Origin of the sequence: Cryptosporangium minutisporangium (assembly GCF_039536245.1) — a bacterium.
GTDB classification, from domain to species: Bacteria; Actinomycetota; Actinomycetes; order Mycobacteriales; family Cryptosporangiaceae; genus Cryptosporangium; species Cryptosporangium minutisporangium.
In genome coordinates, this window is sequence record NZ_BAAAYN010000064.1 from 93827 (window position 1) to 113147 (window position 19321).

The 19321-nt window shown below is 68.5% G+C and carries 12 protein-coding genes; 7 read left to right on the forward strand and 5 right to left on the reverse strand.

The features are described from left to right. Positions 1–101: 101 nt before the first annotated feature. The 5 genes from gmd to ABEB28_RS38785 all read right to left on the reverse strand — a co-directional run bounded on the left by gmd (position 102) and on the right by ABEB28_RS38785 (position 5555). Positions 102–1166 (reverse strand): GDP-mannose 4,6-dehydratase, encoded by a 1065-nt coding sequence (gene gmd, locus ABEB28_RS38765; RefSeq protein ID WP_376980359.1) that lies wholly within the window; start codon positions 1164–1166, stop codon positions 102–104. A gap of 40 nt (positions 1167–1206) precedes the next feature. Then, on the reverse strand, positions 1207–2529 hold the full coding sequence (locus ABEB28_RS38770; protein WP_345733289.1) for an MATE family efflux transporter: 1323 nt from the start codon (positions 2527–2529) through the stop codon (positions 1207–1209). 18 nt (positions 2530–2547) lie between these two features. After that, positions 2548–3309 (reverse strand): CDP-alcohol phosphatidyltransferase family protein, encoded by a 762-nt coding sequence (locus ABEB28_RS38775; protein ID WP_345733290.1) that lies wholly within the window; start codon positions 3307–3309, stop codon positions 2548–2550. Then, a complete protein-coding gene (locus ABEB28_RS38780; RefSeq protein ID WP_345733291.1) occupies positions 3306–4013 on the reverse strand; it encodes a phosphocholine cytidylyltransferase family protein in 708 nt (235 codons plus the stop codon). The genes ABEB28_RS38775 and ABEB28_RS38780 overlap by 4 nt, the downstream gene beginning before the upstream one ends. 294 nt (positions 4014–4307) lie before the next feature. Beyond that, positions 4308–5555, reverse strand: a complete 1248-nt coding sequence (locus tag ABEB28_RS38785) for a PRC-barrel domain-containing protein (protein ID WP_345733292.1) — start codon at positions 5553–5555, stop codon at positions 4308–4310. An 807-nt stretch (positions 5556–6362) separates the two neighbouring features. On the opposite strand from ABEB28_RS38785, the gene rpoB reads away from it, so the two are divergent. The 7 genes from rpoB (at position 6363) to fusA (ending at position 19265) form a co-directional block, all read left to right on the forward strand. Further along, a complete protein-coding gene (gene rpoB / locus ABEB28_RS38790; RefSeq protein WP_345733293.1) occupies positions 6363–9797 on the forward strand; it encodes a DNA-directed RNA polymerase subunit beta in 3435 nt (1144 codons plus the stop codon). A gap of 104 nt (positions 9798–9901) precedes the next feature. Continuing rightward, complete coding sequence (locus tag ABEB28_RS38795; protein ID WP_345733294.1) at positions 9902–13798, forward strand: DNA-directed RNA polymerase subunit beta'; 3897 nt, start codon at positions 9902–9904, stop codon at positions 13796–13798. A gap of 215 nt (positions 13799–14013) precedes the next feature. Then, on the forward strand, positions 14014–14580 hold the full coding sequence (locus ABEB28_RS38800; RefSeq protein WP_345733295.1) for a hypothetical protein: 567 nt from the start codon (positions 14014–14016) through the stop codon (positions 14578–14580). An 84-nt stretch (positions 14581–14664) separates the two neighbouring features. Then, positions 14665–15786 carry a chromosomal replication initiator protein DnaA gene (locus ABEB28_RS38805; protein ID WP_345733296.1) on the forward strand — a complete coding sequence of 374 codons (1122 nt, stop codon included), beginning with the start codon at positions 14665–14667 and terminating at the stop codon, positions 15784–15786. A gap of 496 nt (positions 15787–16282) precedes the next feature. After that, entirely contained in the window at positions 16283–16657 is a 375-nt protein-coding gene (rpsL, locus tag ABEB28_RS38810) for a 30S ribosomal protein S12 (RefSeq protein WP_035857832.1), read from the forward strand. A 1-nt stretch (position 16658) separates the two neighbouring features. Beyond that, a complete protein-coding gene (gene rpsG, locus ABEB28_RS38815; RefSeq protein WP_345733297.1) occupies positions 16659–17129 on the forward strand; it encodes a 30S ribosomal protein S7 in 471 nt (156 codons plus the stop codon). A gap of 36 nt (positions 17130–17165) precedes the next feature. Next, complete coding sequence (gene fusA, locus ABEB28_RS38820) at positions 17166–19265, forward strand: elongation factor G (protein WP_345733298.1); 2100 nt, start codon at positions 17166–17168, stop codon at positions 19263–19265. Positions 19266–19321 lie beyond the last annotated feature (56 nt).

Here is a 19321-nt window from a genome sequence, read left to right on the forward strand (position 1 = left end):
CCGATTCGCCGTAAATCCGTGCTCCGGGAGACCCGAAGGGGTCGAGAACGCGGAAGGCCGCGTCCCCCGGGTGGGGGCGCGGCCTTCGTGGTGGGTGAGGGTTACCGGTCGTCGAGACGGATGGAGCGGCCGGACAGCTGGTCGTCCAGCTGCTGGATGTCCGCGTCCACCATGATCTGCGCCAGCCGACGCCAGTCGGTCGTCGTCTTCCACCCCAGCTGACGCTCGGCCTTCCCCGGGTCACCGATCAGCGCGTCGACCTCGGCCGGCCGCTCGTAGCGTGAGTCGTGCTTGACGTACTTCTCCCAGTCGAGCCCGACGTGGCTGAACGCCTCGGCCACGAAGTCGCGCACGGTGGCCGGGACGCCGGTCGCCAGCACGTAGTCGTCCGGCTGGTCCTGCTGCAGGATCCGCCACATGCCCTCGACGTACTCCGGCGCGTACCCCCAGTCGCGCACCGCATCGAGGTTGCCGAGGAACAGGTCTTCCTGCAGCCCCGCCGCGATCCGCGCGACCGCGCGGGTGATCTTCCGGGTCACGAACGTCTCGCCGCGCCGCGGGGACTCGTGGTTGAACAGGATGCCGTTCGACGCGTGCATCCCGTAGGACTCGCGGTAGTTCACGGTCATCCAGTACGAGTACATCTTCGCCACGCCGTACGGGCTCCGCGGGTGGAACGGCGTCTGCTCGTTCTGCGGCGGCGGCGTCGACCCGAACAGCTCGGACGTCGACGCCTGGTAGAACCGCGTCTCGATGCCGGCCGCGCGGATCGCCTCGAGCAGCCGGACGGTGCCGAGGCCCGTGGTGTCGCCGGTGTACTCCGGGATGTCGAAGCTCACCCGCACGTGGCTCTGCGCGGCCAGGTGGTAGACCTCGGTCGGCCGGATGTCGCGGATCGCGTTGACCAGCCCGCTGGCGTCCGTGACGTCGCCGTAGTGCAGGAACAGACGCCGATGGGCCTCGTGCGGGTCCTGGTAGATGGCGTCCAGCCGCTCGGTGTTGAACATCGACGCGCGGCGGATGATCCCGTGGACCTCGTAGCCCTTCGCGAGCAGCAGCTCGGCCAGGTACGACCCGTCCTGGCCGGTGATGCCGGTCACGAAGGCCACCCGCCGCCCCGACTCGGAGGATGCGTCGGAAACGGCAGGCAGGTTGGGGTCGGTCACTGCGAGATCCATTCTGTTTCTCGGACGGGCGGTTCGCGGCTCATCGTACGGGCGTCGGCCCAGCGTTCTCGTCGGCCACGGTCGGCGGTGTCTCGGGTTGGGGCGGTGTCTCCGGCTCCGGCTCAGCGGGGTCGGTCGGTTCGAGCCGGCTGTGCGCCCGCCGGTACAGCACGACCATCGCCACGAGTCCGACGGCGGAGCCGGCCATCATGCCCCAGGCGGCGCCCCGCAGCTCGAAGGCGAGCGTGCCCGCGATCAAGCAGGTCACCTGCGCGGCGACGAAAACGACGTACTGAACGAACAGGCTACGGACGCGCTGCATGCCCCGTAGCGCCGCGGTGAACGGCACCTGGACGAGGTAGATCGCGGCCTGCAGCGCCACCGGAAGCGCGATCGTCGCGGCCTGCGCGTACTTCGGCAGGATGGCGTCGAGCACCGGACCGGCCAGCGGCGACAACGCGACCGGCACCAGCCCGCACAGCGCGGTGGCGGTCAACGCCCGGCGGAGCAGCCGGCTCAACCCGGCCGCGTCACCGGCGCCGGCCAGTCGTGACATCCGCGGCACCAGCAGGCTGGAGACCGCCATCTGCAGGTTCTGAGCCGGCATCAGCAGCCCGTACTGGGCGGCCCGCAGCATCGACAGCGCCGTGGGTGTGAGCAGGCCGGTGACGAGCGTGTAGACGAACTGCACCTGGGCCTGGCCGAGCAGCGCGGTGAGCGTCAGCCAGCCGGAGAGGTGCCGGGTCTCCTTGACCCAGCCGCGCAGGTCGCCCCGGCGGAGGTCGAAGACGTTGATCCGCGCGCGGATCAGGAACGAGAGCGCACCGGCGATGCCGCCGATCCCCCACGCGCAGAGGAACACCGCCCCGTCGCGGTACCCGGCGACGAGCAGCCCGGTCAGCACGATGCCCTGTACGGCGATGTACGTGAGATCGGACAGCAGGGCCCGCTGCGGCCGCCGGGCGGCGAGGAAGACGTACCGCCCCGCGTCGTGCACCAGAACGAACGGCAGGAACGGCGCCAGCCAGACGAGCTCGCTGAGGAAGTCGGGGCCGGTCGCCCAGGCGACGACCGCGATCAGAGCCGCTAGCAGCCCCAACGCCCCGGCGGTTTTGGTGGCGTCGGCGGCTTGCCGGGCCCGCTCGGCGTCGCCGTACCGGGCGGAGTAGGTCAGTAAGACGTCGCCGACCAGCGCCCGCGCGATGCCGATCGCGAAGTAGCCGACGCCGATCGCGAACAGCACCGCACCGGCCTCGGCGGGGGCGAGGAACGGCAGGACGAGAAGGCCCGTCGCGGCGTTCGCCCCGGCACTGACCAGCTGATCGGCGAGGCCGGCGGCGTTGTTCCCCCGCAGTTTCTTCACAACGTCTTCTTCACCACGTCAGGGCTCGGTGTGCCGCGGAGCCACCAGGCCGGCCTTGCGTGCGGACTGGCCGATGCTCGCGAGCAGGAACAACCCGTTCACCGTAGCGACGACGCCCATCAGCCACGGCGTCCAGCCGGGCAGGAACGCGATCACCAGTCCGCAGGCGGTTACCACCGCACCGTAGTCGCGGATCAATTTGACGATGCGGATGGGTAGCGACGTGGACTTCAGCAGGCTGGCGGCCGCGGTCCCGGACGCCATCACCGACGTGACGAGGTTGATCATCCAGGTGCCTGCGAACAGCGCGACCAACCACGCCGGCGTGTCCGGGACCTGGGCGACCGCGGTGGACGAGATCGCCGCCACCAGGGAGATCTGGACCGCCACGTCGCAGAGGACGTCGACCCGGGCGCCGGCCGGTCCCGCCATCCCGGTGACCCGGGCCAGCTGCCCGTCGGAGCAGTCGAGGCTGTACGCGAGGTGCCAGAGGAGCAACGCCACCAGGCCGACGACCCAGGAGCGCACGTCACCGCGGGCGACCGCCGGTGCCAGCGCCACGACCGCGGCCGAGGCGCCCAGCCCCAGCGCCAGGTTGATCAGCGTCAGCGCGGACGGCGCCAGCCGTAGCCGGTGGGCGACGACGGCCAGATGAGCGCCGATCCGCTGGTTCACGGTCTCGGTGAACAGGCCACCGCCACGGTTACGGGCGAGGAAGTCGGCGGCGGTGGGCCGCTGAGACGGACGCGGGGGAGCCGGAGTCACGGGGGGTGTCGTCATCGAGTCTCGACGTCCAGTTCGTTCGCGCGTGCGAGATCCGCATCGAAATCGACCTCGACAACACCGAAGCGAGAAATGTCCACGGCCCGGAACCTACTGCCGGCGTCGGCGATCGCGGTCTCCACGCCACGCTCGAAGTAGTCCTGGTCGTCGCAGGCGTCGAGGTGCTCGATCAATGTCGCCTTGTCGGCCTCGGTGACGTAGTTGATGCCGACCGCCTCGCCGAGCGCGCCGTCCCGGACCTGCTTCGACAGGTCCTTTACGAAGCCGTCGCCGTCGAGCGTGTACTTGACCTCTTCGTCGGCGACCGACTCGGTGTTCACGCAGATGAAGCTGTCGCCTGCGTCGACCTGCTCGGCCACTGCCTCGAGCAACCCGTCGACGAAGACGACGTCGCCGTTGAGCCACAGCACGCCGCCGGGCGCCGACAACCGCAGGGCCTTGAGCAGGCTCTTGCACGTGTTCGTCTGGTCGTAGACCTCGTTGTAGACGAACAGCGCCTCCGGCGCCGCCTCCATGACCAGGTCCATCTTGAAACCGACGACGATCGTCACGCGGGCCTGCCCGCCGAACGCCGCGCCGATCCGGTCCAGCTGGTGGCGGAGGATGCTCTTTCCGTCGCGCAGCGGAGTCAACGTTTTGGGGTGCGGACGTCCGAGCCGCGTACCCAGCCCGGCCGCGAGGATCACCACCTGCGGCGCCATGAACCCATCAGCTCCTCATCGTTTGCCCGGCCACCCCGCGGGGAGGATAGCGCTTACGGGTGCGTCCGCCGCCGGACGGGAACCGGTTGTGGACACCGGCAGGTCACCCCGCTGACGGAAACCGATCATTCCGAGTTCTCGCGGCGGACACCGGCGGATGGGGAAGCGTCGTCCGAATGCAGGACCTGCTGACGTCCGGTGGGTGCGCCGCGGAGGTGCGTTTTCGGGAAGTCCACGTCGGCCGTGCGCGGACGACGTGGACTTCCCGGAACTCGGAACGGCCGGACGAATGCGCTAGCGGCGGGGTGAGCGGTGCCGGCCGACGTGGCCGGCGGGGCCGGAAGGGTAGAGCGGCACCAGCGGGCTCGTCGCTGCCGCCTGGTCGGGGTCGGCGGCAGATCCGGCCCCTTCACCGTCCCCGGCCGCGGCTCCGGACGCGGACGGCGTCGGTATCGGCGTGGGGGTCGGCGTCGGCGGGAGGGTCACCGGCCGGAAGTCCAGCAGCACCGGCCCGGAGCCGAGGGGATCCGTCCGCTCGGGCTGGGCGCCCGGCGCGTCCCCGTCGGAAGCGCCCAGGCCATGGCCGTCTGGCCGGCCCTGGCCGGTGTGCGTGCGCTCGCCGGTGCGGCTGCCCTGGCCGCTCGGGGTGTCCAGGCCGTACCGCGCGCCGGGGCCGCCAGGGGCGGCCGGAGAGGTCGGGGCAGTCGGGGCGGCCGGGCTGACCGGCGGGAACGGCAATCCGGGTGCGGCCGGGAAGCGGCGGGCGTCCTCGTCCCGGGACGCTTCCGGGGCGTGCGGCCCGAACCGCTCCTGCGTCGGTGCGCCGGACGAGCCCAGGCTGGACGAGCCCAGGCCGGACGAGCCCAGGCCGGACGAGCCCGGGCCGGGCGATCCCGGGCCGGGCGATCCCGCGCTGTGCGGGCCGGGCTCGGGCGCCGGTGGCACGGTCCCCGGGCCCGTCCCTCGCGGGAACGGCTCGCGCGGCGGGAACGTCTCCCGGGGCGGGAACGGGTCCGACGCGGGGAAGCCCTCCAGCGGCGGCATCACACCGGCCGGCGACGTGGGCGCGACGAACGAATCCGTGAACGGATCGTCGAGCGGTGGCTCCGGACGCGCCGGACGCGGAGCCGTACCACCGTCCGCCCCGTGCGGCGTGTCGTCGGCCAGCCCGTCCAGCGCGGTCGCCGGCCCGAACGAGCTGATCCGCCCGGTATCGGGGTCGATCGCGTCCGAGACGACCGGCGGCGCCGGTGGTTCCACGCCGTAGTGCCGGTACAAGTCCCGCTCCTGCTCCGGCGTCAGGCCACCGAAGGGCCCGGCCGGATCGAGATCGGGAGCGGTCTTGATCAGCTGTTTGTCGTACGGCAGCCGCAACCGGTCACCGTCCAATTCCGCGTCGCCCACCGGGACGAAGCTCTCCTTCGTCCCGAACAATCCGGTGTGCACCGTGACCCACTCCGGTGCCTGCGTCCGGTTGTCGAGGTAGACCTGACCGATCTTTCCGAGCTTGCTGCCCGCCTGGTCATACGCGGTCGCATGCACCAGTGCCTGTGCATGCTCATGTGTCAACACGGTTGTTGCCTCCGCGGTCATCGTCGATCGCCGCTCGGCGCCGGGCCAAGGCTGAAGGGCCTCGTCCGGCCGGCGGGGACTCCCGTCCGACCGGCTAACGTACCCATCCCCGGAAAGTGCCAACCGAAGTCCCGCTGTGAGGTGAAACGCTCCGCGGACGCGCTCGGTTCGCCGCCCGGCTCCGCGGTCGGCGGCTTCGCGCCAGGAGCAATCGGACGCCACAGCGGACGCAGGCGTCTCGAACTGGTGCATCGTCCACTTCCAGCCCGTCACGCCCGATTGACTGCGGCCGCCCCTCCAGCTCATCCTCCGACCGGCCAGGGGGCACTTAAGCCGGTGAGGTATCCCCCCACCTGGGGCGCGCCTCTTGACGTGGGGGACCGGCACAGGCACGCTCTTCTCGTAGCGCCCAGCCGGTGCACATGCTCGGTGGCTGAGCGTGACGAGCACGTGAAGTACGGCCCTGTAATTTAGGACCGGTATTGCGTCCCGTCGAGGTGCGCGGCGAGACGAGGTTCGGGTCGGCTCCCGTCGTCCCCCCGAGGTTTCCGCGGACGTACGTCGCGGGGAACACGGATCTACCGGGAGTTCGGTTCGAGTGCGCGGCTGGCGAACGGGGTGTCACGCCGCGGGCCAGGGGATTCGACAGTAGTGTGCCTTGCGGCTACACTGCTAGTTTGCGCTGCCTTCTGCCTTTCGACCCTCCGCTTGACGGGGGTTGATCGGAGTGCGCGCACGACGACCGTTCGGATCCGCAGGTCCTCGGAAGGACGCATCTTGGCAGTCTCCCGCCCCGGCACCAACACTCCTCCCCGCACCGCCGCCGGCAAGCCGCAACGCATCTCGTTCGGGAAGATCGCCGAACAGCTCGAGGTGCCGAACCTGCTGGCACTCCAGACGGACTCGTTCGACTGGCTCGTTGGCAACGACGCCTGGCGGTCCCGGGTCGCCGGCGACCCTTCTTCGGTTGCCGGACTCGAAGAAATTTTGACGGAGATCTCCCCGATCGAGGACTTCTCGGGGTCGATGTCCCTGTCCTTCTCCAACCCTCGTTTCGAAGAGGTCAAGGCCTCGATCGAGGAGTGCAAGGAGAAGGACCTCACCTACTGCGCTCCGCTGTTCGTGACGGCGGAGTTCACGAACAACACCACTGGCGAGATCAAGAGCCAGACCGTGTTCATGGGCGACTTCCCGATGATGACGCCGAAGGGCACCTTCATCATCAACGGCACCGAGCGGGTCGTCGTCTCGCAGCTCGTCCGCTCTCCCGGTGTGTACTTCGACCGGCAGCCCGACAAGACCTCGGACAAGGACGTCACCAGCGTCAAGGTGATCCCGAGCCGGGGCGCCTGGCTCGAGTTCGACGTCGACAAGCGCGACACGATCGGCGTCCGGATCGACCGCAAGCGTCGCCAGGCCGTGACCGTCCTGCTCAAGGCACTCGGCTGGACCCCGGAGCGGATCCGGGAGCGCTTCGCCCACTCGGAGATCGTGCTCGCCACCCTGGAGAAGGACCACGTCCAGACCCAGGACGAGGCGCTGCTCGACATCTACCGCAAGCTGCGTCCGGGCGAGCCGCCGACGCGCGAGAACGCCCAGACGCTGCTCGACAACCTCTTCTTCAACCCGAAGCGGTACGACCTGGCCAAGGTCGGTCGTTACAAGGTGAACAAGAAGCTGGAAGTCGGGGTGCCGATCACGACCGGCGTCCTCACCGAGGACGACATCGTCGCGACGATCGACTACCTGGTGAAGCTGCACGTCGGTGAAGAGGGCTACGAGTCCGACGACATCGACCACTTCGGTAACCGGCGCCTGCGCACGGTCGGCGAGCTCATCCAGAACCAGGTCCGGGTGGGCCTCTCCCGGATGGAGCGGGTCGTCCGTGAGCGGATGACGACGCAGGACGTCGAGGCGATCACGCCGCAGACGCTGATCAACATCCGGCCGGTCGTCGCCTCCATCAAGGAGTTCTTCGGCACCAGCCAGCTGTCGCAGTTCATGGACCAGACCAACCCGCTGGGTGGCCTCACCCACCGGCGCCGGCTCTCGGCGCTGGGCCCCGGTGGTCTGTCCCGTGAGCGGGCCGGCTTCGAGGTCCGTGACGTGCACCCGAGCCACTACGGCCGGATGTGCCCGATCGAGACCCCGGAAGGCCCGAACATCGGTCTGATCGGTGCGCTCTCGACGTTCGCGCGGGTCAACCCGTTCGGCTTCATCGAGACGCCGTACCGCAAGGTCGAGAACGGCGTCGTGACGTCGCAGATCGACTACCTGACCGCGGACGAGGAGGACCGGTTCGTCAAGGCGCAGGCCAACGCCCTGCTCGACGTGACCGGCCGCTTCACCGAGGACCGCGTCCTGGTCCGCCGTAAGGGCGGTGAGGTCGACTACGTCCCTGGTGACCAGGTCGACTACATGGACGTCTCGCCGCGGCAGATGGTCTCGGTCGCGACCGCGATGATCCCGTTCCTCGAGCACGACGACGCCAACCGTGCGCTGATGGGCGCGAACATGCAGCGTCAGGCGGTGCCGCTGCTGCGCAGCGAGTCGCCGCTGGTCGGTACCGGCATGGAGGCGCGCGCCGCGCAGGACGCCGGTGACGTCGTGCTGGCCGAGCAGGCCGGTGTGGTCGAGGACGTCTGCGCGGACTACGTCACGCTGATGCACGACGACGGCACCCGCCGCACGTACCTGCTGCACAAGTTCCGTCGCTCGAACCAGGGCACCGCGATCAACCAGCGGCCGCTGGTCGAGGAGGGGCAGCGGATCGAGAAGGGCGGCGTCATCGCCGACGGTCCCTGCACCGACGAGGGCGAGATGGCGCTCGGCAAGAACCTGCTGGTCGCGTTCATGCCGTGGGAGGGCCACAACTACGAGGACGCGATCATCCTCAGCCAGCGTCTGGTCCAGGACGACGTCCTCACCTCGATCCACATCGAGGAGCACGAGGTCGACGCCCGCGACACCAAGCTGGGCGCCGAGGAGATCACCCGGGACATCCCGAACGTCTCCGAGGAGGTCCTGGCCGACCTCGACGAGCGGGGCATCGTCCGGATCGGTGCCGACGTCACCACCGGCGACATCCTGGTCGGCAAGGTCACCCCGAAGGGTGAGACCGAGCTGACCCCGGAGGAGCGGCTGCTCCGCGCGATCTTCGGTGAGAAGGCGCGCGAGGTCCGCGACACCTCGCTCAAGGTTCCGCACGGTGAGTCCGGCAAGGTCATCGGCGTCAGCGTGTTCAGCCGGGACGAGGGCGCCGAGCTCTCGCCGGGCGTGAACGAGCTGGTCCGGGTCTACGTCGCCCAGAAGCGGAAGATCCAGGACGGCGACAAGCTCGCCGGCCGGCACGGCAACAAGGGCGTCATCTCCAAGATCCTTCCGGTCGAGGACATGCCGTTCCTCGAGGACGGCACGGCGGTCGACATCGTGCTCAACCCGCTCGGCGTCCCGGGCCGGATGAACCTCGGCCAGGTACTGGAGACACACCTCGGCTGGATCGCGTCCCAGGGCTGGAAGGTCGAGGGCGGCGACGAGGAGTGGAAGAAGGAGCTCAACCGGATCGGTGCGGCCGAGGCCGAGCCGAACGTGAACACCGCAACCCCGGTGTTCGACGGTGCCCGCGAGGAGGAGATCACCGGCCTGCTGGCCTCGACGATCCCGAACCGCGACGGCGACCGGATGGTCAACGCCGGTGGTAAGGCCCGTCTGTTCGACGGCCGTTCCGGCGAGCCGTTCCCGGAGCCGGTCAGCGTCGGTTACATCTACATCCTGAAGCTGCTCCACCTGGTCGACGACAAGATCCACGCTCGGTCGACCGGCCCGTACTCGATGATCACGCAGCAGCCGCTGGGTGGTAAGGCGCAGTTCGGTGGTCAGCGCTTCGGTGAGATGGAGTGCTGGGCGATGCAGGCCTACGGCGCGGCCTACGCGCTGCAGGAGCTGCTGACGATCAAGTCCGACGACGTCCTCGGTCGAGTGAAGGTCTACGAGGCAATCGTCAAGGGCGAGAACATCCCCGAGCCGGGCATTCCGGAGTCGTTCAAGGTTCTGCTCAAGGAGCTCCAGTCGCTCTGCCTGAACGTCGAGGTCCTCTCGAGTGACGGCGTGGCGCTGGAGATGCGTGACTCGGACGACGAGGTGTTCCGGGCCGCCGAGGAGCTGGGCATCGACCTGTCTCGTCGCGAGCCGAGCAGCGTCGAAGAGGTGTGATAGGTGGGGGAGCCCGGCCGTCGGTGACGGCGGCCGAATTCCCCCAGCAGCTCAAGCTTTCACAAGATGGCAGTACAAAACCTCTAGAAGAGGGACTGAAACACGTGCTTGACGTCAACTTCTTTGACGAGCTGCGTATTGGCCTCGCGACGGCCGACGACATCCGTCAGTGGTCGCACGGCGAGGTGAAGAAGCCGGAGACCATCAACTACCGCACGCTGAAGCCGGAAAAGGACGGACTCTTCTGCGAGAAGATCTTCGGCCCCACCCGGGACTGGGAGTGCTACTGCGGTAAGTACAAGCGCGTCCGGTTCAAGGGCATCATCTGTGAGCGCTGCGGCGTCGAGGTGACCCGGGCCAAGGTCCGCCGTGAGCGGATGGGGCACATCGAGCTGGCCGCCCCTGTCACGCACATCTGGTACTTCAAGGGCGTCCCGAGCCGGTTGGGCTACCTGCTCGACCTGGCTCCCAAAGACCTCGAGAAGATCATCTACTTCGCGGCGTACCTGATCACCGCGGTCGACACCGAGGCGCGGCACCGCGACATGTCGACGATCGAGGCGGAGATCGCCGTCGAGCGTCGTCGGGTCGAGGAGCGCCGGGACGCCGACATCGACGCCCGTGCCAAGAAGCTCGAGGCCGACCTGGCCGAGCTCGAGGCCGAGGGCGCCAAGAGCGACGTCCGCCGGAAGGTCAAGGAGGGCGGCGAGCGCGAGATGCGCCAGCTGCGCGACCGTGCGCAGCGGGAGATCGACCGTCTCGACGAGGTCCTCGACACCTTCCGCAAGCTCGAGGTCAAGCAGCTGATCCCGGACGAGCTCCTGTTCCGCGAGCTGCGTGACCGGTTCGGCGAGTACTTCACCGGTGGCATGGGCGCCGAGGCGCTGCAGAAGCTGCTGGAGGGTTTCGACCTCGACAACGAGGCGGAGAGCCTGCGCGAGACCATCCGGTCGGGCAAGGGCCAGAAGAAGATCCGGGCGCTCAAGCGGCTCAAGGTCGTCGCGGCGTTCCTGAACACCCGTAACTCGCCCATGGGCATGGTGCTCGACTGCATCCCGGTGATCCCGCCGGACCTGCGGCCGATGGTCCAGCTCGACGGTGGCCGCTTCGCCACCAGCGACCTGAACGACCTGTACCGCCGGGTGATCAACCGGAACAACCGGCTCAAGCGCCTGCTCGACCTGGGCGCGCCGGAGATCATCGTCAACAACGAGAAGCGGATGCTGCAGGAGGCCGTCGACGCGCTGTTCGACAACGGCCGTCGCGGCCGGCCGGTCACCGGCCCGGGTAACCGTCCGTTGAAGTCACTGTCCGACATGCTCAAGGGCAAGCAGGGTCGGTTCCGCCAGAACCTGCTCGGTAAGCGCGTCGACTACTCCGGCCGTTCGGTCATCGTCGTCGGCCCGCAGCTCAAGCTGCACCAGTGCGGTCTGCCGCGCTACATGGCGCTGGAGCTGTTCAAGCCGTTCGTGATGAAGCGCCTGGTGGACCTGAACCACGCGCAGAACATCAAGTCGGCGAAGCGGATGGTCGAGCGTGCGCGCCCGGTCGTCTGGGACGTGCTCGAAGAGGTCATCTCCGAGCACCCGGTGCTGCTCAACCGGGCGCCGACCCTGCACCGTCTGGGCATCCAGGCCTTCGAGCCGCAGCTGGTCGAGGGCAAGGCGATCCAGATCCACCCGCTCGTCTGCACCGCGTTCAACGCGGACTTCGACGGTGACCAGATGGCGGTGCACCTGCCGCTGTCGGCCGAGGCGCAGGCCGAGGCCCGGGTGCTGATGCTGTCCAGCAACAACATCCTGTCGCCGGCGTCGGGTCGTCCGATCACCTCGCCGACCCAGGACATGGTGCTGGGCCTCTACCACCTGACCGCGGTCCGCAAGGGTCGCGTCGGTGAGGGCCGGGTGTTCGGCTCGGACGCCGAGGCGGTCATGGCGTACGACCTGGGTGAGCTGGACCTGCAGACCCCGGTGAGGATCCGGATCGACGGTGCCCCGAACGTGGACAACGGCGCGGGTGCCGAGCCGTGGGTCGCGCCGGAGGACTGGGAGCCGGGTTCGCCGCTGCTCGTCGAGACGACGCTCGGCCGGGTGTTCTTCAACGAGACGCTCCCGACCGACTACCGCTTCGTCAACTACGAGGTGCGCAAGCCGCAGCTCTCGGCGATCGTCAACGACCTCGCCGAGCGGTACCCGAAGGTGCAGGTCGCCGCGACGCTGGACGCCCTCAAGGCGTACGGCTTCCGGTGGGCGACCCGGGCGGGCGTCACGATCTCGATCGACGACGTCGTGACTCCGCCGACCAAGCCGGAGATCCTCGACCGCTACGAGAAGGACGCCGACAAGATCGAGCGTCAGTACCAGCGCGGTGTGATCACTGGTGAGGAGCGCCGGCAGGAGCTCATCGAGATCTGGACCAAGGCGACGAACGAGGTCGCCAAGGCCATGGAGGCGAACTTCCCGGAGACCAACCCGATCTGGATGATGGTCAACTCGGGTGCTCGCGGAAACATGATCCAGGTCCGGCAGATTGCCGGTATCCGTGGTCTGGTCGCCAACCCCAAGGGTGAGACGATCCCGCGTCCGATCAAGTCCTCGTTCCGTGAGGGCCTGTCGGTGCTGGAGTACTTCATCTCCACCCACGGTGCCCGTAAGGGTCTGGCCGACACCGCGCTGCGGACCGCCGACTCGGGTTACCTGACCCGTCGTCTGGTGGACGTCTCCCAGGACGTCATCATCCGCGAGGAGAACTGTGGCACCGAGCGCGGTGTCTCGGTTCCGATCGCGACCGAGGCCGCTGACGGCTCGCTGACCAAGCACCAGCACGTCGAGACGAACTCTTACGCGCGGACGCTCGCGACCGACGCGAAGAGCCCGGACGGCGTCGTGGTGGCCCCGGCGGGGTCGGACCTCGGTGACGTCCTGATCGACGCGCTGGTCAAGGCCGGCGTCAAGGAGGTCAAGGTTCGCTCGGTGCTGACCTGCGAGTCGGCGATGGGTGTGTGCTCGTACTGCTACGGGCGTTCGCTCGCGACCGGCAAGCTGGTCGACGTCGGCGAGGCGGTCGGCATCATCGCCGCCCAGTCGATCGGTGAGCCCGGCACCCAGCTGACGATGCGTACCTTCCACACCGGTGGTGTGGCGGGTGACGACATCACGCAGGGTCTGCCGCGTGTGGTCGAGCTGTTCGAGGCCCGTGTCCCCAAGGGCAAGGCCCCGATCGCGGAGATGGCCGGCCGGATCCGCATCGAGGAGACCGAGAAGTCGCGGAAGATCGTCATCGTCCCGGACGACGGGTCGGAGGAGATCGCCTACGACAAGCTCTCGCGGCGCGTGCGCATGCGGGTGGCCGACGGCGAGCACGTCACGGTGGGCCAGCAGCTCACCGACGGTGTGGTCGACCCGCACGAGGTGCTCCGCATCATGGGCCCGCGTGCCGTGCAGCTGCACCTGGTCAACGAGGTGCAGAACGTGTACCGGTCGCAGGGCCAGCCGATCCACGACAAGCACGTCGAGATCATCGTCCGGCAGATGCTCCGCCGGGTGATCATCATCGACTCGGGTGCCACCGAGTTCCTGCCCGGTGCCCCGATCGAGCGGCCGATGTTCGAGTCGGAGAACCGTCGGGTGGTGGCCGAGGGCGGCGAGCCGGCTTCGGGTCGTCCGATCCTGATGGGTATCACCAAGGCGTCGCTGGCGACCGAGTCGTGGCTCTCGGCGGCCTCCTTCCAGGAGACCACCCGGGTGCTCACCGACGCGGCGATCAACGCGCGCAGCGACTCGCTGATCGGTCTCAAGGAGAACGTGATCATCGGAAAGCTGATCCCGGCCGGTACGGGTATCTCCCGCTACCGCAACATCCGGGTGGAGCCGACCGAGGAGGCGCGGGCTCAGGTCTACTCGATGACGCCCTACGACGACGTCGAGTACGGCGGTTTTGGCACCGGCTCCGGCCAGGCCGTTCCGCTGGACGACTTCGACTACGGCAGTTTCAACCGCTGACGTAGTGACGATGGCCGCTCGGGGCTTGCCCCGGGCGGCCATCGCCGTTTCCGCGGTGCTGATGACCAATTGTCGGAAGTTGACGCCGAACCTCCCGGTGAGAGGTTGACTTCCCCGCGATCGGTCGGAGCGCCGACCTCCGTTCGGGCTCGGAACGTGTCGGGGGATGATGGCACGATGCAGTTTCGGGTGTTCGTGGTCGGCGGGAGGTGACGATGACCGAGACCCAGCCCTCAGTAGCAGGGCCGCGCTCGCCGTGGGCTCGACCCGCTCCGGGGCAGGCGCCGCCCGAGGCGGGCCTCACGGCGCCGGTGCCGGAGGTCCTCGAAACACCGTCGCCCGGCGGCTCGGCGCAGCCCTTCGGTGGCCCGGCGCAGCCGCCCGGCAACGGCCGGTACGTGCCCGAGGGCGGTGAGCGTCCGCCGGTCGGCGTGCCTGCGACCGACGGCCCGCGGGCGGTCGAGCGACACCCGGCAGATCCGGACGAGACGCCGTCGACCAAAGCGTGGGCAGTTCTCGCGCTGGGCGTCGTCGGAGTTCTGCTCATGTTCTGTGGGGGAGGGTTGGTGCCCGGCCTGGCCGGGCTCGCCCTGGTCCGTCCGGCCCGTGCGGAGATCACCGTCGCGGCCGGGTTCCTGACCGGCGGCCGCGCGCTGCGGGCGGGGGAGATCCTGAGTTGGGTCGCGGTGGGGGTGAGCGCGATCGTGATCGTGGCGGTCGTGATCGGGCTGCTGATCGGGTCCGTGGGGGACGGACCGCAGTACGACGAGAACGTCAACTGATGGCGGAAACTAACCGCTGCAAATGGCGGAACCGTGGCAGGGAGCGCGGCTGCACCCACAGCGCCGCGTCTGACGAGGAGAGAGATGACCGACCGACCTGGCTCTGAGCCGGCCCAGCCCTACGACCCGCGCGAGCGTCAGGGTCGCCCTGGTGAGGAGCCGCCGAGCGGATTCAGCTTCCCCGACTACAACAACCCCTCCGCGCCGCCGGCGCCCCAGACCCCCAACTTCAGCGTCCCCGACTACGGTCAGGCGCCCGACAGCCCCTACGGCCAGCCGGCGACGCCTCCGCCGTCGCAGTACGGCGACCCGAACCAGCAGTACGGCGGTGGCCAGTACGGTGGCGGCACGCAGTACGGCAGCGGTGGCGGTGCCCACCCGTACGGGAGCTCGCCGTCCCAGGAGCCGCCGTCCACCGGTGGCTACGGTCAGCAGCCCTCCTACGGCCAGCAGCCCCAGTACGGGCAGGACCCCCAGTACGGGCAGCAGCAGCCGTACGGCCAGGGTGGTGGCGGCTACGACCCGAACACCAACCCGGCCGCGCCGACGTCGGGCTACGGCTCGCCGTGGGGTGCCGGTGCCGACCAGACGCCGGGGTACGACCCGAACAACCCGGCGGCGCCGACCTCCGGGTACGGGCCGGGCGCGTCGAACCCGACCTCCGGTTACGGCGGCGGCGGTTACGACCCGAACAACCCGGCTCCGACGTCGGGCTACGGCGCGACGCCGACCTCCGGGTACGGTGCTCAGCCTTCGTACGGTTACGACCCCAACCAGGCCGCGCCGACGTCCGGCTACGGGGCTCCGCCCACCTCCGGCTACGGAGCGGGGGCGGCAGCTCCGACGTCCGGCTACGGTGCGCCGGGCTACCCGCAGTCCGGTTACCCCGGCGGCGGTGGCGGGTTCGGGGCCCCCAAGCCTCCGAACGAGCAGTTCGCCCTGTTCTCGATGATCGCCGGCATCGTGTCGGCGGTGACCGCGCTGCTGACCTGCTGTGTCTGGCCGATCGGCTTCATCGCGATCATCGCAGGTGGTGCCGGGGTCACGCTCGGCGTCCTCAGCCGGAAGAAGATCGACGCCTCCGGCGGAGCGCTCGGCGGTAAGCAGCAGGCGCTGGCCGGCATGATCGCCGGCGGTATCGGCGCTGGTCTGGGCCTGCTCCTGATGATTCTCGGCATCGTGGGTCTGGCTGCCCTGAACGGCTGATCCGCGCATCGACGTCGCCCGGCACCCCTCAGGGTGCCGGGCGACGTCGTGTTTCCGGCCGGAGAAGCCTGCTCGGGATGCCCGAACCCGCTGGCGGGATGTGGCAGGTTGGTGGTAAGCGAGGTAATGTTGCGAGCGGTGCCTACCTGCGGTCGCAAGTCGTGGGTGTGAACCTGGACAGGAACGTCGGGTGGTCGGTTCTCCGGTCTCCGGAGGACAGGGACGCAACCGGCGGTAACACGCACTACCGAGGCCCGGCAAGGGGGCTCTGGTAGTCGTTTTGACCTGTGGTCAGGCCGTAGGTAGTCTTGGTTTTCGTGCCTGGGTACTGCCCGGGCATGCTCGCACGCCTTGCAAGAGGTGTGCGGCCTCCCCTGGAGTCTGTTCGCAGACTCTTGCCCTGCGGGCAGCGCGACACGCCCGACCGCGGGGGTCGGAGGAGCCGGACATCTGGCTCAACACGAGGACAATTAGTCGAGAAGAAAGCGGAGACCCGGTGCCCACGATCCAGCAGTTGGTCCGCAAGGGCCGGCAGGACAAGGTCGAGAAGACCAAGACTCCTGCGCTCAAGGGCAGCCCGCAGCGCCGTGGCGTGTGCACGCGCGTCTACACCACCACGCCCAAGAAGCCGAACTCGGCTCTGCGGAAGGTGGCGCGTGTCAAGTTGAGCAGTGGCGTCGAGGTCACCGCATACATCCCGGGCGTTGGTCACAACCTCCAGGAGCACTCGATCGTGCTGGTCCGTGGCGGTCGTGTGAAGGACCTGCCCGGCGTTCGCTACAAGATCATTCGCGGCTCGCTGGACACCCAGGGTGTCCGTAACCGCAAGCAGGCCCGCAGCCGGTACGGCGCGAAGAAGGAGAAGAGCTGATATGCCCCGCAAGGGTCCCGCTCCGAAGCACGCGGTGGTCATCGACCCCGTGTACAACTCGCCGCTCGTCACCCAGCTGATCAACAAGGTCCTGATGAGTGGCAAGCGGTCCGTGGCGGAGCGCATCGTTTACGGGGCTCTCGAGGGTGCCCGCGAGAAGACCGGCAACGACCCGGTCGTCACGCTGAAGCGCGCGCTCGACAACGTGAAGCCGGCCCTCGAGGTGCGCAGCCGCCGTGTCGGTGGCGCCACCTACCAGGTTCCGGTCGAGGTTCGGCCCGGTCGCAGCACCACGCTCGCGCTCCGTTGGCTGATCCAGTACAGCCGGGCTCGTCGTGAGAAGACGATGACCGAGCGCCTGATGAACGAACTTCTGGACGCGAGCAACGGTCTCGGCGCGAGTGTCAAGCGGCGCGAGGACACGCACAAGATGGCCGAGTCCAACAAGGCCTTCGCGCACTACCGCTGGTAATCCGCGTCCCGCACTCGAAGCTGAAAGGCAAGATTGATGGCTGGCAACAACGCCGCCCTGGCCAAGGTCCGCAACATCGGGATCATGGCCCACATCGACGCGGGCAAGACGACGACGACCGAGCGGATCCTCTTCTACACCGGTATCAACTACAAGATCGGTGAAGTCCACGATGGCGCAGCCACCATGGACTGGATGGAGCAGGAGCAGGAGCGCGGCATCACGATCACGTCGGCCGCGACGACTTGCTACTGGCACGACCACCGCATCAACATCATCGACACCCCGGGCCACGTCGACTTCACCGTCGAGGTGGAGCGTTCGCTGCGGGTGCTCGACGGTGCCGTCGCCGTCTACGACGGTGTGGCCGGCGTCGAGCCGCAGACCGAGAACGTCTGGCGGCAGGCGGACAAGTACCACGTGCCGCGGATGTGCTTCGTCAACAAGCTCGACCGCACGGGCGCGGACTTCTTCCGCTGCGTCGAGATGATGATCGACCGGCTGAACTCCACGCCGGCCGTTCTGCAGATCCCGATCGGCCTCGAGGGCGACCACATCGGTGTCGTCGACCTGGTGGGTATGCGCGCGCTGACCTGGCGTGGCGAGACCCAGAAGGGTGAGGACTACGCGGTCGAGGAGATCCCCGCGGATCTGATCGACCAGGCCAACGAGTGGCGCGAGAAGCTTCTCGAGACGATGTCCGACGTCGACGACTCGATCGCCGAGGCCTACCTCGAGGGTGAGGAGATCTCGGTCGAGACGCTGAAGGCCGCGATCCGTCGGGCCACGCTCGCCGACAAGGTCAACCCGGTCGTCTGCGGCTCCGCGTTCAAGAACAAGGGCGTCCAGCCCATGCTCGACGCGGTCGTCGACTTCCTGCCGAGCCCGCTCGACCTCCCCTCGATCGACGGCACGCTGATGGACGGGGAGACCCCGGCCGCGCGTCACTCGGACGAGAAGGAGCCGTTCAGCGCGCTGGCGTTCAAGATCCAGTCCGACAAGCACCTCGGCACGCTGACCTACCTCCGGATCTACTCCGGACGGCTGGACTCGGGCACCCAGGTGATCAACTCGACCAAGGACCGCAAGGAGCGGGTCGGGAAGATCTACCAGATGCACGCGATCAAGCGTGAGGAGCTGCCGAGCGTCGGCGCCGGCGACATCGTCGCGGTGCAGGGCCTGAAGCAGACCACCACCGGTGACACCCTGAGCGACCCGTCGAACCCGATCATCCTCGAGTCGATGACGTTCCCGGCGCCGGTCATCGAGGTGGCCATCGAGCCGAAGACCAAGGCTGACCAGGAGAAACTGGGCACCGCGATCCAGAAACTCGCGCAGGAAGACCCGACGTTCAAGGTCCACAACGACGAGGAGACCGGTCAGACGGTCATCGGCGGCATGGGCGAGCTGCACCTCGAGGTGCTGGTCGACCGTATGCGGCGCGAGTTCAACGTCGAGGCGAACGTCGGTAAGCCGCAGGTGGCCTACCGCGAGACCATCCGTCGCTCGGTCGAGGGTTACGACTTCACTCACAAGAAGCAGACCGGTGGTTCGGGTCAGTTCGCGAAGGTGAAGATCAACCTCGAGCCGATCCCGCAGGACGGGGACGCGCCGAGCTACGAGTTCGAGAACAAGGTCACCGGTGGCCGGGTCCCGCGGGAGTACATCCCGTCGGTGGACGCCGGCGCCCAGGACGCGATGCAGTACGGCGTGCTGGCCGGTTACCCGCTCGTCGGCATCAAGTTCACGCTGGTCGACGGTCAGTACCACGAGGTCGACTCTTCTGAGATGGCCTTCAAGATCGCCGGTTCGATGGCGCTCAAGGAAGCGGCTCGCAAGGCCGACCCCGCGCTGCTCGAGCCGATGATGGCCGTCGAGGTCACCACGCCCGAAGAGAACATGGGCGATGTGATCGGCGACCTCAACTCGCGGCGCGGTCAGATCCAGGCGATGGAGGAGCGCGGCGGAGCCCGCGTCGTCCGGGCCCTGGTTCCGCTCTCCGAGATGTTCGGCTACGTCGGAGACCTCCGGTCGAAGACCCAGGGCCGGGCGAGCTACTCGATGCAGTTCGACTCCTACGCCGAGGTTCCCACGAACGTCGCGAAGGAGATCATCGCCAAGGCAACGGGCGAATAAAGCCCCGAGTCTGAGGCGATACCCGACCCCACGTCGCACGGCGTACCACCAGATTC

What these genes read in the sequence shown, in the direction of transcription:
- ABEB28_RS38775 (WP_345733290.1), bottom strand. Translation starts at nt 3,309, where the DNA reads ATGACGACACCCCCCGTGACTCCGGCTCCCCCGCGTCCGTCTCAGCGG.
- ABEB28_RS38805 (WP_345733296.1), top strand. Translation starts at nt 14,665, where the DNA reads ATGACCGACCGACCTGGCTCTGAGCCGGCCCAGCCCTACGACCCGCGC.
- fusA (WP_345733298.1), top strand. Translation starts at nt 17,166, where the DNA reads ATGGCTGGCAACAACGCCGCCCTGGCCAAGGTCCGCAACATCGGGATC.
- ABEB28_RS38780 (WP_345733291.1), bottom strand. Translation starts at nt 4,013, where the DNA reads ATGGCGCCGCAGGTGGTGATCCTCGCGGCCGGGCTGGGTACGCGGCTC.
- ABEB28_RS38800 (WP_345733295.1), top strand. Translation starts at nt 14,014, where the DNA reads ATGACCGAGACCCAGCCCTCAGTAGCAGGGCCGCGCTCGCCGTGGGCT.
- rpsG (WP_345733297.1), top strand. Translation starts at nt 16,659, where the DNA reads ATGCCCCGCAAGGGTCCCGCTCCGAAGCACGCGGTGGTCATCGACCCC.